We start from the raw sequence: 21,273 nt of genomic DNA, 5'->3' as shown, positions 1-21,273 counted from the left end.
GCAGGAATCCGCGGTCCGAGGGCGTCCGCGAGACGCCGCGGGCTGTGGAAGAAAGCGTGGACAAGCTGTGTGGTATCTGGGGAAGGCAGTGGAAAACTACACGGATGTAACTACTACCCCTTGTGGTCGCTTCCAATGTCCGTCCCCATATGTAGTATTGAAGTCCCGGCGGGGGTCTGCCGGGAAAACCACCTGGAACAGAGGGGAATCAGACATCACCATGTCGATCACGGTCTACACCAAGCCTTCCTGCGTGCAGTGCAACGCGACCTACCGCGCCCTCGACGCCAAGGGCATCGAATACCAGATCACCGACCTCTCGGAAGACGCGTCGGCGCTCGAGCAGGTCAAAGCACTCGGCTACATGCAGGCACCCGTCGTCGTCACCGACGACGGCCACTGGTCGGGCTTCCGCCCCGACAAGATCGACGAGCTCGCAGCCCGTCTCGCATAAGGTGCCGGCCATGAGCGCTGTCGCGACCGCGGTGCCGCTCCTGGTCTACTTCTCGAGCGTGTCGGGCAACACCGCACGATTCATCGAGAAGCTCGGACTGCCCGCCCGCCGCATCCCCCTGCACCGCACCGATGAGCCGCTCGTCATCGACGAGCCGTTCGTGCTCGTCACTCCGACTTACGGCGGCGGGCAGGGACGCGGCGAGGAGAAGGGCGCCGTGCCCAAGCAGGTCATCCGGTTCCTCAACGATGAGCGCAATCGGCGACACATCCGCGGAGTCATCTCCGCAGGCAACACCAACTTCGGCGAGGCGTTCTGCCTCGCCGGAGAGATCATCAGCCGCAAGTGCGACGTGCCGCACTTGTATCGGTTCGAGGTATTCGGCACACAGGACGACGTCGATCGCGTGAGCGACGGATTGGAACGATGGTGGAAGCGACAGTGACAGACGCAGTCGAGTTCAAGGTGAACCCCGCATACGAGGGGCTCGACTATCACGCGCTCAACGCGATGCTCAACCTGTACGACGCGAACGGCAAGATCCAGTTCGACGCCGACAAGCGCGCCGCACGCGAGTACTTCCTGCAGCACGTCAACCAGAACACGGTGTTCTTCCACTCCCTCAAGGAGCGCCTGGACTACCTGGTCGAGAAGCAGTACTACGAAGGCGCCGTCATCGAGCAGTACTCGTTCGACTTCATCCAGAAGCTCAACGACCTGGCCTACTCGAAGAAGTTCCGCTTCGAGACCTTCCTCGGCGCGTTCAAGTACTACACGAGCTACACGCTGAAGACGTTCGACGGCAAGCGCTACCTCGAGCGCTTCGAGGACCGCGTCGTGATGACCGCGCTCGCGCTCGCCGAGGGCGACGAGCAGGTTGCGATCGACCTCGTCGAGGAGATCATCTCCGGCCGCTTCCAGCCCGCCACCCCGACCTTCCTCAACGCCGGCAAGGCGCAGCGCGGCGAGCTCGTCAGCTGCTTCCTGCTGCGCATCGAAGACAACATGGAGTCGATCGCCCGCGGCATCAACTCGTCGCTGCAGCTGTCCAAGCGCGGTGGCGGCGTCGCGCTGCTGCTGTCGAACATCCGCGAGTCGGGTGCGCCGATCAAGCAGATCGAGAACCAGTCATCCGGCATCATCCCCGTGATGAAGCTGCTCGAAGACAGCTTCAGCTACGCCAACCAGCTCGGCGCCCGGCAGGGCGCGGGCGCGGTGTACCTCAACGCGCACCACCCCGACATCATGCGCTTCCTCGACACCAAGCGCGAGAACGCCGACGAGAAGATCCGCATCAAGACGCTCTCGCTGGGCGTCGTCGTTCCCGACATCACGTTCGAGCTCGCGAAGAAGGGCGAGGACATGTACCTGTTCTCGCCGTACGACGTCGAGCGCGTGTACGGCGTTCCCTTCGGCGACATCTCCGTCACCGAGAAGTACCACGAGATGGTCGACGACTCGCGCATCAAGAAGACGAAGATCAACGCGCGCGAGTTCTTCCAGACGCTCGCCGAGATTCAGTTCGAGTCGGGTTACCCGTACATCATGTTCGAGGACACGGTGAACAAGGCGAACCCGATCAAGGGTCGTATCAACATGTCTAACCTGTGCAGCGAGATCCTGCAGGTGAACACGCCGACCACGTACAACGACGACCTGTCGTACGACCAGATCGGTAAGGACATCTCGTGCAACCTCGGCTCGATGAACATCGCCCTGGCGATGGACGCCGACGACCTGGGCAAGACCGTCGAGACGGCCATCCGCGCCCTGACCGCGGTCAGCACGCAGAGCCACATCACCTCGGTGCGCTCGATCGAAGACGGCAACGACCGCTCGCACGCCATCGGTCTCGGCCAGATGAACCTGCACGGCTACCTCGCCCGTGAGCGCGTCTTCTACGGTTCGGAAGAGGGCATCGACTTCACGAACATCTACTTCTACACCGTGCTGTTCCACGCGCTGAAGGCATCGAACAAGCTCGCCATCGAGCGTGGCGAGACCTTCGACGGCTTCGAGGACTCGACCTACGCGTCGGGCGCCTTCTTCGACAAGTACATCGACCAGGCGTGGGCACCGAGCACCTCAAAGGTCAAGGAGCTCTTCGCCGGCAAGTTCATCCCGACTCAGCAGGACTGGATCGAGCTGCGCGACAGCATCCAGAAGCACGGCATCTTCAACCAGAACCTGCAGGCTGTGCCGCCCACCGGATCGATCTCGTACATCAACAACTCGACGTCGTCGATCCACCCGATCGCCTCGAAGGTCGAGATCCGCAAGGAGGGCAAGCTCGGCCGCGTGTACTACCCGGCGCCCTTCATGACGAACGACAACCTGGAGTACTACCAGGACGCGTACGAGATCGGCTACGAGAAGGTCATCGACACCTACGCCGCCGCCACGCAGCACGTCGATCAGGGCCTGTCGCTGACGCTGTTCTTCAAGGACACCGCCACCACCCGCGACATCAACAAGGCGCAGATCTACGCATGGCGCAAGGGCATCAAGACGATCTACTACATCCGTCTGCGTCAGCTCGCCCTCGAGGGGACCGACATGTCCGAGTGCGTCAGCTGCATGCTGTGATTGCTGTCTGATCAGGCTTTTTTCTAGAACAGGATTGGTGGAATGACCCCGTCTCCCAAGCTCACGCTGATCGACCACGTGCAGGCGATCAACTGGAACCGCATCGAGGACGAGAAGGACCTCGAGGTGTGGAACCGCCTCGTGAACAACTTCTGGCTGCCCGAGAAGGTGCCGCTGTCGAACGACGTGCAGTCGTGGAACACGCTGACGCCCGACGAGCAGCTGCTCACCATGCGCGTGTTCACGGGGCTGACCCTGCTCGACACGATCCAGGGCACGGTCGGTGCGGTCTCGCTGATCCCCGACGCGATCACTCCGCACGAGGAGGCGGTGTACACGAACATCGCGTTCATGGAGTCGGTGCACGCGAAGAGCTACTCGTCGATCTTCTCGACCCTGTGCTCGACGAAGGAGATTGACGAGGCCTTCCGCTGGTCGGTCGAGAACCAGAACCTGCAGAAGAAGGCGCAGATCATCGTCGACTACTACCGTGGCGACGACCCGCTCAAGCGCAAGGTGGCCTCGACGCTTCTCGAGTCGTTCCTGTTCTACTCGGGCTTCTACCTGCCGATCTACTGGTCGTCGAAGGCAAAGCTGACGAACACGGCCGACCTCATCCGCCTCATCATCCGTGACGAGGCCGTGCACGGCTACTACATCGGCTACAAGTTCCAGAAGGGGCTCGAGAACGAGACCGAGGAGCGCCGTCAGGAGCTGAAGGACTACACCTTCAACCTGCTGTTCGAGCTCTACGAGAACGAGGTGCAGTACACGCAGGACCTCTACGACGGCGTCGGCCTGACCGAGGACGTCAAGAAGTTCCTGCACTACAACGCCAACAAGGCGCTGATGAACCTCGGCTACGAGCCGATGTTCCCCTCGACGGTCACGAACGTGAACCCGGCCATCCTGTCGGCCCTGTCGCCGAACGCCGACGAGAACCATGACTTCTTCAGCGGGTCGGGCTCGTCGTACGTCATCGGCAAGGCGGAGGCCACCGAGGACGACGACTGGGACTTCTGAGTCATCGCGATTCGAGAATGACGTGAGAGGGGTCGGATGCTGCTCAGCATCCGGCCCCTCTCGTGTCCGAGCCTGAGGGTGCTCAGCCCTGCGCGCCGTAGTCGGGCAGCTGCTGCAGGGTCCAGGTGTTGCCGTCGGGGTCGTCGAAGGTGACGAAGCGTCCCCACGCGAGATCCTCTACTCCCCGGGCGTCGACGCCGACTGACTGCAGGTGCGCGAGAGCCTCATCGGCATCCGGCACGACGACCTGGATCGTGTTCTGCCGGCCCGGCTCGAGATCGATGCCGAGGCCGGTACCGAAGGCGATGGAACACGCAGATCCCGGCGGTGTCATCTGCACGAAGCGCAGCTCGTCGCTCACCTGCTGATCGTGATCGGCGGTGAAGCCGATCTTCACGTAGAAGTCCTTCGAGCGGTCGGCATCTGCGACCGGTACGAAGATGAGCTCGATCTTCCAGTCCATGTTCCTGCGCCTTCCTCGAGATGACGGGAGTATCGCTACCGCGGTCACGCTACGCCCGACCACCGACATCCCGCGACGGCCCCGACACATGCCTTCCCCTGCATATCGACCCGCGTAGCGTGGGCACCAGCGATCGGCATCCGCCCTTGGCTGACACAGCTCAAGGGCATCCGATCGGCAGGAGAGCATCATCAGTTCCACTCACATCGACACCGGCGTCGAGACCAGCGCAGCCACCCTCGGACCGATCCGCCAGACCTACTCCGGCACAGCCGAGTTCCCGCCGATGGCGCACGCCTACAAGCAGGTGTCACAGGTCGTGCGCGAGACCGGCCTGCTGCAGCGGGCGTCGTGGTTCTACATCGCCGTCGCCGCCGGCATCGTGCTCGCCCTCGGGGGAGCGGTCACCGGATTCATCCTGCTCGGCGACAGCTGGTTCCAACTTCTGATCGCGGCAGCCCTCGGCATCATCTTCACGCAGATCGCCTTCCTCTCGCATGAGGCGGCTCACCGGCAGATCCTGAGTTCGGGTCCGGCGAACTTCAAGCTCGCCCGCATCCTCGCGGGCAGCATCGGCATGAGCTACTCGTGGTGGGATTCGAAGCACACGAAGCACCACGGCAACCCGAACCAGGTCGGCAAGGACCCCGACATCGAGGTCGACACCATCTCGTTCCTCGACGAGGACGCCGCGAAGTCCCGGGGCCTGATCCGCCTGATCACCCGCAAGCAGGGCTGGCTCTTCTTCCCGCTGCTCACCCTCGAGGGCCTGAACCTGCACTACATCGGGCTGAAGCACCTCTTCACGAAGAAGAAGGTCAAGGGGCGCTGGACCGAGCTCGGTATCATCGCGCTCCGCTTCGCGATCATCCTGATCCCCGTTTTCCTGATGCTGCCGCTGGGTATGGCGTTCGCCTTCATGGGCGTGCAGCTGGCCGTGTTCGGCGTCTACATGGGCGCGTCCTTCGCGCCGAACCACAAGGGCATGCCCATCATCGACCCGAATGCGCGCCTCGACTTCTTCTCGAAGCAGGTGCGCACCTCGCGCAACATCCGCGGCGGCTGGTGGGCGACGACGCTCATGGGCGGCCTCAACTACCAGGTCGAGCACCACCTGTTCCCGAACATGCCGCGTCCGCACCTCGCCAAGGCCCGCGAGATCGTACGCGACTACTGCGCGGCGAACAACGTGCCGTACACCGAGACCAGCCTGAGGCGTTCCTACGCGATCGTGATCGAGTACCTGAACCGGGTCGGCCTCGCCGCCGGCGCCGATCCGTTCGACTGCCCCGCGGCTACGGGCTTCCGCCGCGCCTGACACGCGGCGCGCGACAGAGAGAAGGCGGATGCCCGAGGGCATCCGCCTTCTCCTGCATCCGGCCGGTCATACCGCCGGGTAAGCCGACGCCTTCAGCGCGCGAGCGAGGTGCGCGGCGTTCGCCGCGGCCGTCGTGATCGTCTGCGCCACCTTCTCCGGCGTCTCGGGCAGATCCTTGTAGTCGGTCGACCCCATGGCCTCGCCGTTCCAGTAGATCGAACCCTGTGCGGGAATCGTGTACCCCACGTCGTCGAGCGACTGGAACACGATGGCGGCGATGTGGTGCGCGCCGTCCTCATTGCCGACGACGACCGCGAGCGCGACCTTGTCGAACAGGATCGGCCGTCCCTGCTCATCCGTCTCGCTGAGCTCGGCGTCCAGACGCTCGAGCACGCGCTGCGCGACGCTGGAGTGCTGGCCCATCCAGGTCGGCGTGGCGAACACGAGGATGTCGGCGGCGAGCACCCGCTCGCGCAGCGCCGGCCACTGGTCGCCGTCGCCCATGTCGGTCTGCACGCCCGGGCGGATGTCGTGATCGACCGCGCGGATGCGATCGGCGGTCACTCCGTGCTCGGCCAGGGCGTCGAGCACCTGCTCGCCCAGCACATCGGTGCTGGACTCGGCGGGGGAGGGCTTCAGGGTGCAGTTGATGAGAAGAGCGCTGAGCTGTTGGTCCATGCGCGGCACGAAACCACGCATCCGCGCGGCGCGCGAGGGCCTTTCGTGCCGGACGGCTATGGGCTACACGTCTCGCGCCTCGGCGAGGTCGGCCTCAGCGTCCGAACCGTCGTCCTCGCGTCGGGAGCCGGACCCCAGGCGCAGCGTCGCGAGGAGGCCCAGCGCGAGGAACCCGGCAGCGGCGAACGCCGACGCTCGGGTGCCGTCGCTGAACGCCTCGCGGGCGGCGTCGCCGACCGCCGGATCTCGGTCGGCGAGAGCAGGGATCGCACTCCCCGCGCTCACGACGACCGTGTCGACGATCTGCGTCCGGGCCGCGTCCGGCACCGCCGGCATGTCGGCGAGGCGCGTGTCGAGCGCCGCTCCGGTCGCAGTGAACAGCACGGTGCCGAGCACCGCGATGCCGAGCGCCGACCCGATCTGACGCGCGGTGCTCTGCGTGCCCGAACCCTGCCCGCTGAGGCGCACCGGAACGTCCTTGAGCACCACGCCGGTGAGCTGGGCGGTCGCGAGGCCCAGACCGACGCCGTAGAGGAAGAGCCAGGGAACCACCTGCAGCCACCACACCGTGGCGCTGATCGCCCAGCCGAGCCCGGCGACCCCGACGATCTCTGCGGCGATACCGACCCGTACGAGGGCGATCGGAGTCACCCGCGAGCCGACGGCCCCGGAGAAGCCGCTCGCCGCGAACGATCCGAGGGCGAGCGCGAGCAGCACGAAACCGGTCTGCAGGGCGTCGTAGCCCAGGACGTTCTGCAGCCACAGCGGCAGCGACAGCACGATGCCGAACTCTCCGAGCGAGATGATGAGCGCCGCGATGTTGCCATTGCGGAACGACGGGATCGCGAACAGCGACAGGGCGAGCAGCGTCGACTGCCCTCGACGGGTACGGCGGATGCCCCACCAGACGAACAGCGCGGTGGAGATCGCGGCCACGGCGAACGACACCGGCACGGGGGAGAGGTCGAACGGCCAGGTCCATCCGCCGATCGTCAGCCGGCGGGTGCCGTCGCTGAGCCACCAGCCGTACGTGCGGCCCTCGATGAGGCCGAACACGAGCCCTGCGCTGGCGAGCACCGAGAGCACGGCGCCGAGCACGTCGATGCGTCGGCCGTTGGGGGCATCCCGCGACTCGGAGACGGTGACGAGCACCCCGATCGCGACGATCAGACCGAGCGGGATGTTGATGCCGAACGCCCAGCGCCACGAGAAGTAGGTGGTGAGCCAGCCGCCCAGCAGCGGGCCGAGGGCGACCATGCCGCCGATCGTCGAGCCCCATACCGCGAACGCGATGCCGCGTTCGCGCCCGCGGAATCCCGCGTTGATGAGCGACAGCGTCGTCGGCAGGACCATGGCTCCGCCGACACCCTGGATCACTCGCGCGCCGATGAGCAGATCGCCGGTGGGCGCCAGTGCGACGAGCACCGACGCGGCCATGAACACGGCGATGCCGACGAGCAGCATGAGGCGGCGACCGTAGCGATCGGACAGCGTGCCGAAGACGAGCAGCAGAGCGGCGAAGACGAGGGTGTAGCTCTCCTGCACCCACTGCACCTGCGTCGAGCTGATCCCGAGGTCCTCGACGATCGACGGGATCGCCACGTTGACGATCGTGGAGTCCACGATGATGAGCGACACGGCGACGCTGATGAAGACGAGACTGAGCCATCTTCTTCTGGCTGATGCGGCATTCACCGAATCAGCGTTCCACAAACTAGCTCGCCTGGCAAGCAAATAGCCTGGCGTGCTGCCGTCGCGGGGATATGCTGTGCGCATGCATACGCGCAGGAAGAGCGCTGCCGCGCGCGGGCCGGCCATGATGGACCCGCGTGTGATCGACCCGGGCCAGCAGCTCGTCACGTTCGACGGCATGGGCGACGCCGAGATCGAGCAGGTCGTGCGCGTGCTGATGGCCATGCGCGCGTGGCGCGAATCCGAGCAGCGCATCAGCCGGCGCTCGCGCACCGAGATGGAGCTCAACGAGACCGACATGGAGGCGCTGCGCTTCCTGGTGGCATCGCTGAACAACGGCGTCGTCGTCACCGCCGGCATGCTCGCCGATCATCTGAGCATCTCGACGAGCTCGACCACGAAGATGCTCGATCGGCTCGCCAAGGCCGGTCACATCGCGCGCACACCGCATCCGACCGATCGGCGGGCGGTGATGGTGAGCATCACCCCCGACACGCACCAGCGCGTGCGCGACAGTGTGGGCCGGGTGCACGCCGATCGGTTCACCGCAGTCGCCGAGCTGACCCCTGACGAGCGCGAGGTCGTGGTGCGCTTCCTCGAGCGACTCACGCGCGGCGCCGACGAGATCTGCTGACGCTCGACGCCGGCGAACCGCCGCCGGTCAGCGCCGGTTCGCCTGGTAGTAGGCGAGAAGCGCCTTCGTCGACGGGTCCTGCGCGGCCAGGGCATCCGCATCGCCTTCGAGCGCCGGAGCGATCTGCAGCGCCAGCTGCTTGCCCAGCTCGACTCCCCACTGGTCGAACGAGTTGATGCCCCACACCGTTCCCTGCGTGAAGGTGATGTGCTCGTACAGCGCGATGAGCTGACCGAGCACCGAGGGCGTCAGCGACGGCGCGAAGATCGACGTCGTCGGGCGGTTGCCGGGGAAGGTGCGGGCGGCGACGAGCGCGCCGGTCGTGCCCTCGTCCTCGACCTCCTCCGCCGTCTTGCCGAAGGCGAGCGCCTTGGTCTGCGCGAGGAAGTTCGCGAGGAACAGCCCGTGCACATCACGTCCGTCGTCGGCGAGCGGGTAGGCGGGGTTCACGAAGGCGATGAAGTCGGCGGGGATCAGCCGGGTGCCCTGGTGGATCAGCTGGTAGAACGCGTGCTGGCCGTTGGTGCCGGGCTCGCCCCAGAACACCTCGCCGGTGTCGGTCGTGACCGGCGTGCCATCCCATCGCACGGACTTGCCGTTGGACTCCATGGTCAGCTGCTGCAGATACGCAGGGAAGCGGTTCAGCTGTTGGGCGTAGGGCAGCACCGCGTGCGTCTGCGCGTCGAGGAAGTTCGTGTACCAGACGTTGAGCAGGCCCATCAGCACGGGCACGTTCTGTGCGAGCGGCGTGCTGCGCACGTGCTCGTCGACGGCGTGGAAGCCCGCGAGCAGCTCGCGGAACGCCGACGGGCCGAACACGATCGCCAGTGACAGCCCGATCGCCGAATCGACGGAGTATCGCCCGCCGACCCAGTCCCAGAACCCGAACGCGTTCTTCGGGTCGATGCCGAAGGCCTCGACCTTGTCGAGGGCGGTGGACACCGCGACGAAGTGATGCGCGACGGCGTCCTTGCGGCTCGCGTCGTCGTCATCCATGGCTCCGGATGCCGACAGCCCCGCCCACAGCCACTCGCGGGCGAGGCGGGCGTTGGTCAGCGTCTCGAGCGTGGTGAACGTCTTCGAGGCGACGATGAACAGGGTCGTCTCGGGGTCGAGATCGGCGGTCTTCTCGGCGATGTCGGTCGGATCGATGTTCGACACGAACCGCGCCTCGATGCCGGCATCGGCGTACGGCTTGAGTGCCTCGTAGACCATCACCGGCCCGAGGTCCGACCCGCCGATGCCGATGTTGACCACGTGCGTCACCTTCTTGCCCGTCACGCCCTGCCAGTCGCCCGAGCGCACGCGCTCGGCGAACGCCGACAGCGAGCTGAGCACCGCCTGCACATCGGCATCCACGTTCTGCCCGTCGACCACCAGCTCGGGGGAGGCGCCCTCGGGGCGGCGCAGAGCCGTGTGCAGCACGGCGCGGTCCTCGGTGGTGTTGATGTGTCGCCCCTCGAGCATCGCGGCATAGCGCTCGGCGACACCCGTCTGCTCGGCGAGGCGCACCAGCGCGCCGACGATCTCGTCGGTGACCAGGTTCTTCGACAGGTCGACGTGCAGGTCGGCGAGCGGCAGCGACAGACGCTCGACACGCGTCGCATCTGCGGCGAACCAGCCGCGCAGGTCGGGCGAGAACGAGTCCCGGATGGTCGACAGCTCAGCCCAGGCGGACGTGGAGGTGGGGTCGATCGGTGCGCTCATGGAAGCAACGTTAGCGCCGCCGCCGCATCCGGGCGTCGCCGATGACGCCGCCGCGTCAGGCCGGTAGCGTGGACATCGAACTCAGGAGGAACGATGAAGACGATCCCGTTCGCCAGCCGCACCGCCCCCGCGGTCATCGCCGGAATGATGCGCATCCCCGACAAGACGGATGCCGAGGTCCGCGAGCTCTACGACACGGCGCGCTCGGCGGGAATCGACTTCTTCGATCACGCCGACATCTACGGCGGTGCCATGCACGTCTGCGAGGACCGGTTCGCGGCCGCCCTGCAGCTCAGCGCCGCTGAGCGCGAGGAGATCGTGCTGCAGACCAAGTGCGGCATCGTCCCCTCGCAGCAGATGTTCGACTTCTCGTACGAGCACATCATGACCCAGGTCGACGGATCGCTGAAGGCGCTGCGCACCGACTACATCGACGTGCTGCTGCTGCACCGCCCGGATGCGCTCGTCGAGCCCGACGAGGTGGCTCGCGCGTTCGACGAGCTCGAAGCCGCAGGCAAGGTGCGCGCGTTCGGCGTCTCGAACCACACTCCGCGTCAGATCGACCTGCTGCGCACGGCTGTGACGCAGCCCATCGTCGCGAACCAGCTGCAGCTGTCGATCACGCACTCGCCGATCATCGCCCAGGGCATCGCGGCGAACATGGCGGGGGAGGAGCAGAGCGTCGTGCGCGACGGCGGCGGCATCGTCGAATACTGCCGTATCAACGACATCACCGTGCAGGCGTGGTCGCCCTACCAGGCCGGATTCTTCGACGGCGTGTTCCTCGGCAACCCGAAGCATGCCGAGCTGAATGAGGTCATCGACCGGCTGGCCGCGAAGTACGACGTCACACCCACGGCGATCGCGACGGCCTGGATCACCCGGCACCCGGCTCGCATGCAGGTGGTGCTCGGCACGACCACGCCGCAGCGCGTGGCCGACGCCGCTGCCGGCGCCGACGTCGAGCTCACCCGATCGGAATGGTACGAGCTGTTCCGCGTCGGCGGGCACATCGTCCCCTGACCGGAGGAGGAGCGCCATGCATCCGCTGATCTCCGTCGCCGAGCTGCGCGAGCGGCTCGGCGAGGTCCACCTGCTCGACGCCCGCTGGTCGCTCGGGCGCAGCGACGGACACGATCAGTATCTCGCCGGACACATCCCCGGCGCGGTGTTCCTCGACGTCGAGCGCGACCTGACCCGCCACGGCGAACCCCACGAGGGGCGGCACCCGCTGCCGCCCGATGCGGCGCTCGCCGCAGCGGCGCGGCGATGGGGTGTGCGCCAGGGCGCGCCGGTGGTGATCTACGACGACGACCGGATGCTTCCCGCGTCGCGTGCCTGGTGGGCGCTGCGGCGCGCGGGGCTCGACGCGCGCGTGCTCGACGGCGGATGGCAGGCGTGGCTCGCGGCGGGCGGTGAGAGCGAGACCGGCGAGGTCGCCCCCGCCCCCGGTGACGTCACGCTCGGCGCTCCCGGCGACGCCGGCATCATCGACACCGGTGGCGCTGCGGCCTGGCCCGAGGCGGGCGTGCTGCTCGACGCGCGCGTGCCCGAGCGGTATCGCGGCGAGACCGAGCCGATCGACCCGGTCGCGGGGCACATCCCCGGGGCGAGGAACCTGCCCATCGGCCGGCTGCTCGCCGACGACGGGCGCTTCCGCCCGGCGCCGGAGATCGCCGCCGCCTTCGACGCCGTCGGGGCGGGGGAGGATGCGGCGATCGCCGCGTACTGCGGATCGGGCATCACCGCGGCGCAGCTGGCGCTCGCCGGCGCGCTCGCCGGGCGCGACGTGACGGTGTATCCGGGGTCGTGGAGCGCCTGGTCGAATACGCCGGGTCGCCCGATCGCCACCGGCGCGGAGTGACCGCGCCGTGACCGCGAGGGTCGTCTAATCTGAGAGCATGCCGTTCCTGTTCACCATGATCACCATCGCGCTGATGGTGTTCGCGCTCGTCGACATCATCCGTCGCGACGACAGCCAGGTGCGGTTCATGCCGAAGTTCGTCTGGCTGCTGCTTGTCGTGCTGCTGCCGCTGCTGGGCAGCGTGCTGTGGTTCGCCCTCGGGCGCGAGTACCCCGAGGGCGGCATCCGGCTCGGTCGCCCGACCCGGCGCGAGAGCGCGCCGTCGCCTCCCGTCGCCACGGCTCCGCCGATCGACTCCCGCACCACCGAGCAGCAGATCGCCGACCTCGACCGAGAGATCGAGGAGTGGCGGCTGCGGCAGGAGATCGAGAAGCGCAAGAAGGAGCACGGCGACACCGTCAGCGACGACTGATCCCACCTCGCGGCGGAGCGCCTCACCCCGCACACGTTCGATGCAAAGGATTCATGCAAAGAACTTGTGCGTGCGGCTCCCGCGTGGCACGGTGAGTGCATGGACGACGACGAGAAGAGCATCCGCCTCGACGAACGGCAGATCCGCGTGCTCGCCCATCCGCTGAGAGCGCGCATCCCCGGGCTGCTGCGCACCAACGGCCCCGCGACGGCCACCGACCTCGCCCGGATGCTCGACACGAACTCCGGCGCGACCAGCTACCACCTGCGACAGCTCGCCCAGGTGGGGCTCGTGATCGACACGGGGGAGGGTCAGGGCCGGCGCCGCGAATGGCGCGCGACGAGCGACTCGCACTCGTGGGCCCCCTCCGACTTCGACGACCGACCGGATGCCTCAGCGGCCGCCACCTGGCTACAGAGGGCGTACCTGCGCGACTTCCTCGAGCGCGCCGAACGCTGGGAGGCGGCTGCTGGCGCCTGGGCGCCGGAGTGGCGCGACCGTCTCGGCCTCAGCGACACGGTCATCGAGGTCACCCCTGAGCAGGCCGGCGCGCTGCACGCGGAGCTGGCCCGGCTCTTCGAGCGCTATCGGCACATCGGCACCGGCGCCCCCGGCGCAGTGAGGCTGCACGTCACCACACACGCCGCGCCCCTCGAGTACTCCGCCGGCCGGGGGTCGATCGAGGCGACGGACGGCGCATGAGAGCGCTGACCCGCCGGCAGGCCGAGCGCAGGTTCGTGCTGCTGACCTCGGTGCGCTGGCTCCCCGCCGGCGTCACGTTCGGGATGGTCGTGCTACTGCCGCTCGAGCGGGGACTCAGCCTGGCCGAGATCGGCGTGCTGATGTCGCTGCAGGGCTTCGTCGTGCTCGGGCTCGAGCTGCCCACCGGCGGTCTCGCCGACGCCATCGGCCGCCGCCCGCTGCTGCTGGCCGCAGCAGCGCTGGCGGTCGCGTCGACCTGCGTGTTCCTCGTCGCGGAGTCGTTCGGCGTCTTCGCGCTCGCCCTCGTGCTGCAAGGCGTGTTCCGCGCGCTCGACTCAGGCCCGTTGGAGGCCTGGTTCGTCGACACCGCGCTCGCCGACGAGCCGGATGCGGATCTGGACGCACCTCTCGGCCGCGCCGCAGCAGCCCTGGGCACCACGATCGCGATCGGTGCGGCGGCGGGCGGCGCGCTCGTCGCCTGGCATCCGATCCCCGGCGCCTCGGCGCTGGTGCTGCCCTTCGTCGTCTCCGCCGCGCTCTACGCCCTCTTCGGCGTCCTGGTCGCGATGCTCGTGCGCGAACCGCACCGCGAGCGCGTGTCGTTCGCGTTCGCCGTGCGCGAGACACCGCTGGCGATGCGGGGAGGGCTGCGCCTTCTGCGACGATCCGGCGTGCTGCGCGGGCTGGTTCTCGTGGAGGTGTTCTGGAGCGTGGCGATGATCGCATTCGAGTCGCTCGCGCCGGTGCGACTCACCGAGCAGCTCGGCAGCGAGAGCGCCGCTGCCGCCGTGTTCGGCCCCGCCTCGGCGGTCGCCTGGGGCCTGTTCGCAATCGGCTCGTCGTCGGTGGTCATCGTGCGGCGCCGGCTCGGACCGGCCGGGGCAGCCATGGCGATGCGCGTTCTCAACGGGGCTGTGGTCGTGCTGATGGGGGTCGTCGCCGGCCCGGTCGGACTGCTGATCGGCTACGGGCTGGCGTACCTCACGCATGGCGCCGCGGGCCCGCTGCACAACGCGCTGCTGCACCGCCAGAGCGGATCGGAGACGCGCGCGATGGCGCTGTCGATCAACTCGATGATCGCCGGCGGCGCGCACAGCCTCGGGCTGCTCGTGCTCATGCCGCTGGCGGAGGCGACCAGCCCGCAGGTCGCCATCGTCGCCGCCGGCGCGTTCAGCACGCTCGGCGCGCTCGGCTACCTGCCGGCGCTGCGGCAGCAGCGTCGTGGCGTCGCCGGCTGAGCGCCCTCAGGCGAGCGTCGAGGCGCGCAGCGCCTCTCCGAGATCTGGACGCCGGAAGCGGTACCCGGCGTCGATGAGCGTCGCCGGCAGCACCCACCGGCTCTTCAGGACCAGTTCGGTCTCGGTCCGGATGCCCATGGCGCCGAGCTCCAGCATCCATCGGGGGATCGGCGGGCCGATGCGCGCACCCACGGTGCGGCGCACCGCGGCCATGAACGTGCGGTTGTCGACCGGAGTCGGCGTGCAGGCGTTGACAGGCCCGTGGATATCGGGTCGCTGCTCGAGGAAATCGATGATGCCGAGCACGTCGTCGACATGAATCCAGCTGAAGCGCTGGCGCCCTCCGCGCGCGCCGGGAAGGTGCGCAGTGCCGGCCGTTCGCCGCGATGCACTGACCGGCCACCGGCCGTCGAGCTGCGTGCCGCCCAGGCCGAGCCGTGCGAGGCGCCGCAGCGGGCCCATCACTCCGGCGTCGCCGAGCACGATCGCGGTGCGCAGCGCCACCCGACGCGTGGCGGGCAGGGCATCCGCCATCAGTGCCCGCTCCCACGCCGCCGCCACCTCGACCGAGAAACCCGTGCCGAGCTCGCCCGTCGACTCGGTCATCGCCCGGTCCTCGGCGTGGCGGTAGATGGTCGCCGTGGACGAGTTGATCCAGAGAGGCGGGGGAGCGCTCGAGCGACTGATCGCCGTGCTCAGCGCCGAGGTGGTGTCGATTCGGGAACGGAGGATCTCCGCGCGGTTGGCTGCGGTGTACCGGCAGCTGACGCTCTTGCCGGCCAACCCGACCACGAGCGCCGCGCCGTCGACGGCCGCGTCGATGCCGGCCTGATCGGCCCAGCAGAGATCCGCGTCCGAGCGCGAGATCGTGATCACCTCTCGACCCTCGGCGCGGTACTTCTGCAGCAGATGCCGGCCGATGAACCCCGTCGAGCCGCCGACCACGACGCGCGTCACGCCTGCTCCTGTTCGACCCGATAGGCGAACGTGCCGCTGTACTCGTAGATCCGACCGATCAGCGGTGCGTCGACCGTCAGCTCCACCCGCTGCAGGCCCGCCTGCTTCTCCGCGCTCTCGCGCAGGCGCACCACGGGCGCGAGGAGGCGGGGGATGCGCACGCGGATGCCCGCGATCCGCACGCCCATCGCCCTGCTGCGCAGCGCGAGCGCATGCTCGTCGACCGCGACGTCGAAGGCCACCGCCAGCGTCGTCGGCTCACCGATCTGATCGATCACCCGGCCGCCGGGGCGCGCGGTCACGACATCCTTCATGACCCAGTCGCCGCCGGGCAGGTGCAGGGTGCGCACGCTGACCGCGCGCCCGGCGATCGTGCGGTTGCGGATGGTGAACGGCACCCGCTCATGCCATCCGGCGAGCACCGCACCGCTGCCCTGCATCATCCGCAGCACGGGCCACAGCCGGCGACGCGGCGTTCCCACCCGCTCGAACACCCCCTCGCCGATGCCGACGCTTCCGCGCGGCACCGGCGAGAAGTACGCTCGCAGCGCCGGGTGCAGGCCCGGCCGCTGGTCTCCCAGAGCCCGCAGATACGGCGACTGGGCGACGTGTTCCATGCTTCGAGATTACTCGCGTCAGCGATCGGTCTCGATGAATCCCTCCTCGACGAAGGCCTGCGGGGAGGCCTCCGAGTTGACCACGACCTTCCTGCCCTGGCGCAGTCTGACGCCGTCGACGTACACACCGCGGCCCTGCGTGTTCGCATCGGTGGTGTAGCGCCATCGCAGCACGTCCGTCCCGGCGGGAACGGCTGCTTCGGCTCTGCCCCAGGTGCGCTCACCCTGGTTCTCGTAGGTGCCGTCGGTGGTGATCGAGGTGCCGTCGCGCCGCACCGTGAACGGCAGCAGAGACCAGGTGCGGCCGCCGTCGGCCGATCCCTCCACGGCGAACACGTCCGTGGCCTCCATGTCGGCGAACACGTCGAACTCGACCGTGCCCGCTGCGGAATCCGGCACCTCCAGCGAGAGGGTGTGCTCGGCGGCATCGTCGGTTCCGCCGAACCACGCGGTGCGACCCTTCTGCGGCGAGACCGCGAGGGCGAGAGCCAGCCCCTGCGCCGCCGCGCGGCGCGCGGGGTTGTTCGAGCCCCAGCTGCGGCTGGGATGCACGCGGTTGGTGAGCAGCACCACGAACGAGCGCGACGTGAAGTCGATCACGAGCGAGGTGCCGGTGTAGCCGGTGTGACCCGCGGTCGAGGGCGCCGCGAGGCCGCCCATGTACCAGAGCTGATTCAGCTCGAACCCGAGTCCGTGCGAATCGCCCGGGAACTCCGTGTTCTCATCGGTCACCATCGCCCGAACCGATGCCTCGGACAGGATGCGGCTGCCGTCGTAGACGCCGCCGTTGAGCATGGTCTGCGCCAGCACGGCCATGTCGCGCGCGGTCGAGAAGACGCCGGCGTGGCCCGCCACGCCGCCGAGACTCCAGGCGTTCTCGTCGTGCACCTCACCCCAGACCATCCCGCGATCGGGGGAGAGCTGGAACTCGGTCGCCGCGATCCGCTCGCGCTGAGACGCGTCGGGGTTGTACCCCGTGTCGGTCATGCCCAGCGGTGCGGTGATGCCTGACTCGACCAGCTGATCGAGGGTCGAGCCGGTGAGCCGCTCGGCGAGGACGCCGAGCGCGATCAGGTTGAGATCGGAGTACTCGTAGACCGTTCCCGGCGGGTTCTTCACCTCCACATCCATCACAGCGGCTATCCGCGCGGCCTTGTCGTCGTACGCGCTCCACAGCGGCAGCCACGAGACCAGACCCGAGGTGTGCGTGAGCATCTGCCGGACGGTGATCGCCTGCTTGCCGCCGTTCGCGAACTCCGGCACGTAGCTGCCGTAGGTCGCGTCGAGGTCGATCAGCCCCCTCTCCACGAGCTGCATGATCACGATCGACGTGAACAGCTTGCTCACCGACGCCATGTCGTAGATCGTGTCCTGCCGGGCGGGGATCCTCTCGTCCTCAGGCAGCTTCGTATCGGCGTCGGCGTAGAGCAGCGAGTGCCCGGTGTGATGCTCGCTGACGATCCGGCCCTGGTGGCCCATGACCCCGACGGCCGATGCGTACATCGGCCTGGAATCCGGATCCGCCGGCGAGGCGAAGGCGTCGATCGCGGCCCACGCCGCGTCGATGGGCGCCGGATCCATGCCCAGCGCCTCAGGATCCGCCTGCTGCAGCACCGTGCTTGCGTCCATGAACCCCTCGGCCGGTCGATCGTACTGCCCGGTGCGCCCGTGGGCGTTCGCGCCATCCGCGAACGCGGGGCTGAGACCGCCGCCGACGAGGAGTCCTGCCGTCGTCACGCACACGAGCCCGATGCGGATCGCTCGTGCCGGGATCATCCGCGCGGTCCCGGGTAGAGCAGGTACGGCCGGGTGTCGTTCCTGAACCGCTCGAGCTCGGGCTGCCAGGCGGCGATGATCTCCTCCGCCGACGCTCCCGACTCGAGCTGCTGCTGGAAGCGCCCCGATCCGGTGAGCAGGCCGATCCACCGACCCCCGTCCCCGCGCCACGAGAACGCGGGGTAGAGGCGGCGCGCCTCCACCAGCATGTGCGTGGCGACCGCGATCGCGTCGACCTTCTCGGCATCCATGATGTGCACCTGCACGCCCGCGCACACCTTGTTGGCGTTCTTCGAGAACGTGGGCGTGAAATACGCCTCACGGAACTCGACGCCGGCCAGCTTCCGCTCGTTCAGCGCCGCAGCCCACCGGTGATCGAGGTACGGGGCGCCGATCAGCTCGAACGGACGCGTCGTTCCGCGCCCTTCCGACCAGTCGGTCGCCTCGACCATCCCGGTGCCCGGATAGAGCACCGCGGTCTGCGGCGTGGGCATGTTCGGCGACGGTGGGATCCAGCGGTCGGCCTGGTCGGGCCCGACCATCTGACGTCGCCAGCCCTCGGCTTCGACCACCTGCAGGTCGGTCAGCGGCGTCTGGTTCGCGCGCTGCATGAACGTCGCGTTGAAGTAGCGCGCCAGCTCGCCCACCGTCATGCCGTGCTGCTGAGCGATCTCGAGCAGACCGACACCCGAGGTATACCCCGGCTGCAGCACCGGGCCGCGGGCCCGACCGCCGAGCGGATTCGGGCGATCGAGCACGACGAAGCGCAGATCCCCCGCCTGCGCCGCCGCCTGCATCGCCGTCCACATCGTCCAGATGTACGTGTAGAAGCGCACACCCACATCGCGGATGTCGAAGACGATCGTGTCGACCTCCGCCTGCGCGAAGAAACCGGCGAATGCGGCGACAGTGGCGCCGTACGCGTCGTACACCGTGACTCCGGTGCGCGGGTCGACCGAGGTCTCCTCCGCCTCGCCCGCCTGGGCCGTGCCGCGGAAGCCGTGCTCCGGACCGAACACCGCACGCAGGTCGACGTCATGCGCGACCATGTCGTCGACGATGCTCGTGAAGTCCTCCAGCACGCCGGTGGGGTTGGTGATCACGCCGACACGTCGCCCGGCGAGGACCCGCCACCCATCGGCCGCGGCGACGTCGGCACCGGTGCGCACCCGCCGCCCCTTGCCGGGAGCGTCCGGCTTTCCGGGCTTGTCGGGCTTCCCCGCACCGAACGCGGCTCCTCCCGTCGCCACGACACCGGCTGCGCTCGCCGCGGCGAGACCGGCCGCGCGGAACACTCCACGTCTGCTGATGCCCATCGCGCTCACCACCCCAGTCCATGGCCGAACGGATAGAGGACCGCACCCGATCCGTCGCTCGTGTAGATGTCGACCGGCAGCTTGCCCTGCGGCTCGATCTCGCCGGTGATCACCTTCGCGAGCGATGCCAGCGCGGGAGCCGCGTACGAGTACGTGGCGATGAAGTTGTCGACGCCGGGCAGCTGGTTGATGTCGTACGGATTGCGCACGCCGGCCACGACGAGGTGGCTGTCGGTCGCATCGAGCGCGGCGACGAGCTGCTTCTGTCGGCTGGTCGCCGTCACGCCGTTGGTGAGCACCACGGTCACATCGTGCTGCGCGGCGGCCGCGGCCGCCTGGTCGATCAGACCGGCCGACGGCGCCGTCCCGGTGGGCAGGGTGGTCACTGCTGCGCCGCGAGCGGTGAGCTCGGCGGCGAGCGTGCGTCCGGTCACCTCGCCGTAGCCGGTGACGAGGACGGTCTTGCCCTCGACAGACACCGGCAGCGCGTCGTTCTCATTGCGCACGAGAGTGGTGGTGCGGTCGGTGATCTTCTCGGCGGCGCGCAGGCTTCCCTGGCGTCCGACGACGTTCATCACCTTGTCGACCTGGACCGTCGGCCGCTTGATGACGCCCTGGTCGTACTTCATCTTCAGGATGCGGGCGACGGACTCGTCGATGCGCTCCTCGGTGAGCCGGCCGGAGTCGAGTGCCTGCTCGAGCGCCGCGTAGGCGGCGGGCGGGTCGGCGGGGAGCAGCAGCTGGTCGACTCCGGCTTCGATCGCGCGCACCGCGACCTCGCCGTCGCCGTACTTCTGCCGCACGGCGGCCATCTCGAGACCGTCGGTGACGATGACGCCCTCGAAGCCGAGCGCCTCGCGCAGCTGACCGGTGACGATCTTCTTCGACAGCGTCGCCGGGTCTCCGCTGTCATCGAGCGACGGCACCACGATGTGGGCGGTCATGATCGAGTCGACACCGGCCGCGATCGCGGCCTCGAACGGCGGCGCGTCGATCCGCTGCCACTCCTCGAGGGTGTGCGTGATCACCGGCAGACCGGTGTGCGAGTCGGTCGCGGTGTCACCGTGGCCGGGGAAGTGCTTGGCGGTCGCCACGATGCCGGCGTCGTCCTGGTAGCCGCGCACGGCCGCGGCGGTCAGCTGCGAGACGAGGTCGGGGTCGGACGAGAAGCTGCGCACGCCGATCACCGGGTTGTCGGGATTGACGTTGACGTCGGCGTCGGGAGCGTTGTTCTGGTGGATGCCCATGGCGAGCAGCTCCTGGCCGGTGATGGCGGCGGCGCGGCGAGTGTCCTTCGCGCTGCGGCCGGCGCCCAGCGCCATGTTGCCGGGGAAGAGCGTCGCCGGCGATCCGATCCGGGTGACGAGACCCTGCTCCTGATCGGTGCTGATCAGCATGGGGATGCCGGCGCCGGCGTCCGCGGCTGCCGCCTGCAGGCCGTTCGAGAGGGTGGCGACCTGCTCGGGGTCGGTCACGTTGTCGCGGGCCGAGAACAGGATGAACCCGCCGGGCTCGTACTCGTCGACGATCTCGGCCGCGCTCGCCTCGCCGTACATCTTGGTGTTGCGTGGGTCTGCAGTGTCGGCGGCCGGTCCGTACGCGAAGAGGATGAAGAGCTGCCCGATCTTCTCCTCGAGGGTCATCGACTCGAGGGTCCGGTCGACGTACCGCTCGGCGAGGCGCTCCTTACCGGGAGGGGCATCGCCGGCGCCCTGATCCGGTGCCGCTGATGCGGCAGCCGGTGTCAGAGTGGCGGTGAGCGCTACCGCGGCGGCGACGGCCGCGGCGCGATGGGCAGGTCTTCTCAGCATGACGACTCCTCTTCGAGTTGCGTCC

General features: G+C 68.4%; 20 protein-coding genes. 11 read left to right on the top strand and 9 right to left on the bottom strand.

Annotated elements, in window-relative coordinates; all coding sequences use genetic code 11:
- Positions 1 to 220: 220 nt before the first annotated feature.
- From nrdH to nrdF, 4 genes are read left to right on the top strand one after another with little or no spacing between them, the layout of a single operon-like run.
- The gene (nrdH, locus tag V2S04_RS13460) at positions 221 to 454 is read left to right on the top strand and encodes a glutaredoxin-like protein NrdH (RefSeq protein WP_071644641.1); all 234 of its coding nucleotides are present in this window, start codon (positions 221 to 223) and stop codon (positions 452 to 454) included.
- Positions 455 to 464: 10 nt separating this feature from the next.
- Complete coding sequence (nrdI, locus tag V2S04_RS13455; protein WP_413638968.1) at positions 465 to 899, top strand: class Ib ribonucleoside-diphosphate reductase assembly flavoprotein NrdI; 435 nt, start codon at positions 465 to 467, stop codon at positions 897 to 899.
- The gene (nrdE, locus tag V2S04_RS13450; RefSeq protein ID WP_413638966.1) at positions 881 to 3,040 is read left to right on the top strand and encodes a class 1b ribonucleoside-diphosphate reductase subunit alpha; all 2,160 of its coding nucleotides are present in this window, start codon (positions 881 to 883) and stop codon (positions 3,038 to 3,040) included. The genes nrdI and nrdE overlap by 19 nt, the downstream gene beginning before the upstream one ends.
- A 42-nt stretch (positions 3,041 to 3,082) precedes the next feature.
- Positions 3,083 to 4,063 (top strand): class 1b ribonucleoside-diphosphate reductase subunit beta, encoded by a 981-nt coding sequence (gene nrdF / locus V2S04_RS13445; RefSeq protein WP_099196083.1) that lies wholly within the window; start codon positions 3,083 to 3,085, stop codon positions 4,061 to 4,063.
- A gap of 82 nt (positions 4,064 to 4,145) precedes the next feature.
- Here the strand turns inward: nrdF and V2S04_RS13440 are convergent, their stop codons facing one another.
- On the bottom strand, positions 4,146 to 4,526 hold the full coding sequence (locus V2S04_RS13440) for a VOC family protein (RefSeq protein ID WP_413638964.1): 381 nt from the start codon (positions 4,524 to 4,526) through the stop codon (positions 4,146 to 4,148).
- A gap of 286 nt (positions 4,527 to 4,812) precedes the next feature.
- Here V2S04_RS13440 and V2S04_RS13435 point away from each other — a divergent pair, with 286 nt between their 5' ends.
- The gene (locus V2S04_RS13435; protein WP_413638962.1) at positions 4,813 to 5,844 is read left to right on the top strand and encodes a fatty acid desaturase family protein; all 1,032 of its coding nucleotides are present in this window, start codon (positions 4,813 to 4,815) and stop codon (positions 5,842 to 5,844) included.
- A gap of 66 nt (positions 5,845 to 5,910) precedes the next feature.
- Here the strand turns inward: V2S04_RS13435 and V2S04_RS13430 are convergent, their stop codons facing one another.
- Positions 5,911 to 6,522: a flavodoxin family protein gene (locus V2S04_RS13430; RefSeq protein ID WP_413638960.1), complete on the bottom strand. Its 612-nt coding sequence runs from the start codon at positions 6,520 to 6,522 to the stop codon at positions 5,911 to 5,913.
- A 63-nt stretch (positions 6,523 to 6,585) separates the two neighbouring features.
- On the bottom strand, positions 6,586 to 8,217 hold the full coding sequence (locus tag V2S04_RS13425) for an MFS transporter (protein ID WP_413638958.1): 1,632 nt from the start codon (positions 8,215 to 8,217) through the stop codon (positions 6,586 to 6,588).
- Between the two features lie 79 nt (positions 8,218 to 8,296).
- Between V2S04_RS13425 and V2S04_RS13420 the strand changes: the two genes are divergently transcribed.
- Positions 8,297 to 8,848 (top strand): MarR family winged helix-turn-helix transcriptional regulator, encoded by a 552-nt coding sequence (locus tag V2S04_RS13420; protein WP_413638957.1) that lies wholly within the window; start codon positions 8,297 to 8,299, stop codon positions 8,846 to 8,848.
- A 27-nt stretch (positions 8,849 to 8,875) separates the two neighbouring features.
- On the opposite strand, the gene pgi is transcribed toward V2S04_RS13420, so the two are convergent.
- Complete coding sequence (gene pgi, locus V2S04_RS13415) at positions 8,876 to 10,555, bottom strand: glucose-6-phosphate isomerase (RefSeq protein ID WP_413638955.1); 1,680 nt, start codon at positions 10,553 to 10,555, stop codon at positions 8,876 to 8,878.
- Between the two features lie 93 nt (positions 10,556 to 10,648).
- Here pgi and V2S04_RS13410 point away from each other — a divergent pair, with 93 nt between their 5' ends.
- The 5 genes from V2S04_RS13410 (at position 10,649) to V2S04_RS13390 (ending at position 14,771) form a co-directional block, all read left to right on the top strand.
- Positions 10,649 to 11,578 carry an aldo/keto reductase gene (locus V2S04_RS13410; protein ID WP_413638953.1) on the top strand — a complete coding sequence of 310 codons (930 nt, stop codon included), beginning with the start codon at positions 10,649 to 10,651 and terminating at the stop codon, positions 11,576 to 11,578.
- A 16-nt stretch (positions 11,579 to 11,594) separates the two neighbouring features.
- Positions 11,595 to 12,419, top strand: a complete 825-nt coding sequence (locus V2S04_RS13405; RefSeq protein WP_413638951.1) for a sulfurtransferase — start codon at positions 11,595 to 11,597, stop codon at positions 12,417 to 12,419.
- Positions 12,420 to 12,456: 37 nt separating this feature from the next.
- Positions 12,457 to 12,831: a PLDc N-terminal domain-containing protein gene (locus V2S04_RS13400; protein WP_413638949.1), complete on the top strand. Its 375-nt coding sequence runs from the start codon at positions 12,457 to 12,459 to the stop codon at positions 12,829 to 12,831.
- A 99-nt stretch (positions 12,832 to 12,930) separates the two neighbouring features.
- Positions 12,931 to 13,533, top strand: a complete 603-nt coding sequence (locus V2S04_RS13395) for an ArsR/SmtB family transcription factor (RefSeq protein WP_413638948.1) — start codon at positions 12,931 to 12,933, stop codon at positions 13,531 to 13,533.
- On the top strand, positions 13,530 to 14,771 hold the full coding sequence (locus V2S04_RS13390) for an MFS transporter (protein WP_413638947.1): 1,242 nt from the start codon (positions 13,530 to 13,532) through the stop codon (positions 14,769 to 14,771). Before V2S04_RS13395 ends, V2S04_RS13390 begins: the two co-directional genes overlap by 4 nt.
- Before the next feature lie 6 nt (positions 14,772 to 14,777).
- Here V2S04_RS13390 and V2S04_RS13385 read toward each other — a convergent pair whose 3' ends face one another.
- The 5 genes from V2S04_RS13385 to V2S04_RS13365 are packed head-to-tail and all read right to left on the bottom strand — an operon-like array spanning position 14,778 to position 21,248.
- Positions 14,778 to 15,728, bottom strand: a complete 951-nt coding sequence (locus V2S04_RS13385; RefSeq protein WP_413638945.1) for an epimerase — start codon at positions 15,726 to 15,728, stop codon at positions 14,778 to 14,780.
- Positions 15,725 to 16,345: a DUF4166 domain-containing protein gene (locus V2S04_RS13380; protein ID WP_413638944.1), complete on the bottom strand. Its 621-nt coding sequence runs from the start codon at positions 16,343 to 16,345 to the stop codon at positions 15,725 to 15,727. Before V2S04_RS13380 ends, V2S04_RS13385 begins: the two co-directional genes overlap by 4 nt.
- Positions 16,346 to 16,363: 18 nt before the next feature.
- Positions 16,364 to 18,121, bottom strand: coding sequence for a serine hydrolase (locus V2S04_RS13375; protein WP_413638943.1), 1,758 nt, complete (start codon positions 18,119 to 18,121; stop codon positions 16,364 to 16,366).
- Positions 18,118 to 19,437 carry an exo-beta-N-acetylmuramidase NamZ domain-containing protein gene (locus V2S04_RS13370; RefSeq protein WP_413638996.1) on the bottom strand — a complete coding sequence of 440 codons (1,320 nt, stop codon included), beginning with the start codon at positions 19,435 to 19,437 and terminating at the stop codon, positions 18,118 to 18,120. The genes V2S04_RS13375 and V2S04_RS13370 overlap by 4 nt, the downstream gene beginning before the upstream one ends.
- A 5-nt stretch (positions 19,438 to 19,442) precedes the next feature.
- Positions 19,443 to 21,248 carry a glycoside hydrolase family 3 protein gene (locus V2S04_RS13365; RefSeq protein WP_413638942.1) on the bottom strand — a complete coding sequence of 602 codons (1,806 nt, stop codon included), beginning with the start codon at positions 21,246 to 21,248 and terminating at the stop codon, positions 19,443 to 19,445.
- Positions 21,249 to 21,273 lie beyond the last annotated feature (25 nt).

The organism is Microbacterium sp. OR21 (assembly GCF_047306785.1).
Taxonomy (GTDB): Bacteria; Actinomycetota; Actinomycetes; order Actinomycetales; family Microbacteriaceae; genus Microbacterium; species Microbacterium esteraromaticum_E.
This window is presented reverse-complemented; position numbering and strand designations above follow the sequence as displayed.